The 1,504-nt window shown below is 61.6% G+C and carries 3 protein-coding genes; all 3 read left to right on the top strand.

Going from position 1 to position 1,504, the window contains the following annotated elements; genetic code table 11:
- Positions 1-34: 34 nt before the first annotated feature.
- The 3 genes from EOM25_14895 to EOM25_14885 are packed head-to-tail and all read left to right on the top strand — an operon-like array spanning position 35 to position 1,477.
- Positions 35-394 (top strand): hypothetical protein, encoded by a 360-nt coding sequence (locus EOM25_14895; protein ID NCC26465.1) that lies wholly within the window; start codon positions 35-37, stop codon positions 392-394.
- Positions 384-869: a hypothetical protein gene (locus tag EOM25_14890; GenBank protein ID NCC26464.1), complete on the top strand. Its 486-nt coding sequence runs from the start codon at positions 384-386 to the stop codon at positions 867-869. Before EOM25_14895 ends, EOM25_14890 begins: the two co-directional genes overlap by 11 nt.
- Before the next feature lie 59 nt (positions 870-928).
- Positions 929-1,477, top strand: a complete 549-nt coding sequence (locus EOM25_14885; GenBank protein NCC26463.1) for a hypothetical protein — start codon at positions 929-931, stop codon at positions 1,475-1,477.
- Positions 1,478-1,504 lie beyond the last annotated feature (27 nt).

Raw genomic sequence — 1,504 nt, 5'->3', positions numbered from 1 at the left:
ACGCCGGTCATCTACGAACAAGGGATCGATCTCGATGTTGTTGAATGACCGGGAACGCGCCGAAGCCGTGGCCGACGTCGCCCGGCTGATCCTCTCCTCGGGTCAGACAGCACGGGTTCTGCGCGTGGTTCCCGGCGAGCGGCTCTACGGCACCGACGATGCCGAATACACGGAAATCTCCGTCATCCCCCTCGAACTGAACGAAACCCCGCCGGAGGAGCTGAGCGGCAAGATCGACGCGCTTGCCTGTGTCCTTCCGGATGCCGATGTCCGGGGTGAAGACCGCCTGGCCTCAGACAGGGAAACCTATCGCATACAGAGTGTGGAAGAAGAACACTTCTTCGGCACCGTCACTCATAAGAACCTGCAACTGGTGAAGCTCAATGGGCGTTAGGCGGACCGGTGACTGGGACAAGGCCCGCGCCAAGCTGACCACCGGCATGGGGCCACGTCTGGCCACGGCCCTGCGACAGGCCACGATCCGCAACGCCCTTTTTCTGGTGCGCGAGATCCAGCGGGGGATTCGCTCCCAGGCCCCGGGCGGACAGGCCTTCGTGAAACTCGCCGCAAGCACCATCGAGCGCAAAGGTTCCAGCAAGGCGCTCATCGACACCGGCTTTCTCATCAACGCCATCACCCAGAAGATCATGGCCGACAAGGCGTTCGTCGGCCTGCTGCGCGGCACCGTCAACAAGGACGGGGAAGACATGGTGAACATCGGTGCCGTCATGGAGTACGGGGCCACCATCAAACATCCGAACGGCGCGACCATCATCATACCCGCCAGACCCTTTCTGCATCCGGTGATGGAGAAGTACCGCGAACAGATCCTCCAGAACTATCGCGAGGCGATCCGCTCCGCGCTTTGAGCCTCCGACACATCGCCAGCGCTTCCGGTAAGTAACCAGGCAGAAAACGGAGGCGTCCCTTGAGCACGATACAGACCGTCACAGAAACCCTGATCCGCCTGGCCAAACAGACCATCCACCCGGACACCGTGCTGGTGTTCCCGGATGACCTGTTCGAGGTCCAGCGTACCCCCAGCGTCATCCTCCAGGGGCCGAAGCTGGCGGAAGACCGTTTCCGCCGCAGCCAGAGCCGCCTGTTCGAGAAGAATGTCGCGGAGCTGAGTTTCGAGGAGTGCCGGTTTCCCCGGCTCTATCACCTCGATTTCGACCTGGTGGTGACCGTGGACCGGGAGGCCGAACTGCTCGGTTTTCACGAATCGGTTTCGCGGTTCCTCCAGCTTCACCCGGAGATCGCCATCGCAGACCAGGGCAGCTTGAACCTCACCGAACTGGTTCCTCTGGGCGGTCTGGCCCGGGTGAACCTCTCCAACCTCCGGCAAAGCTCCGGACGCATCCGTATCGAATCCTGCCCGGTGTATGACGGCGACCTGCGCGACGGTCGGCTGATTCGGGACCGGACCTTCCAGTTTCACGGCGACGTGACAGAGCAACGAACCATTCAACCGTAAAGGAGAACAACCGTGATCGAGATCAGA

The organism is Deltaproteobacteria bacterium (genome assembly GCA_009929795.1).
In the GTDB taxonomy this organism is placed as follows: Bacteria; Desulfobacterota; Desulfovibrionia; order Desulfovibrionales; family Desulfomicrobiaceae; genus RZZR01.
Note: the sequence above shows the minus strand (reverse complement) of the source record. Positions and strands in the feature narration are given on the sequence as shown.

Coding starts and splice junctions, on each gene's coding strand:
- EOM25_14890 (NCC26464.1), top strand. CDS start 384: ATGGGCGTTAGGCGGACCGGTGACTGGGACAAGGCCCGCGCCAAGCTG.
- EOM25_14895 (NCC26465.1), top strand. CDS start 35: ATGTTGTTGAATGACCGGGAACGCGCCGAAGCCGTGGCCGACGTCGCC.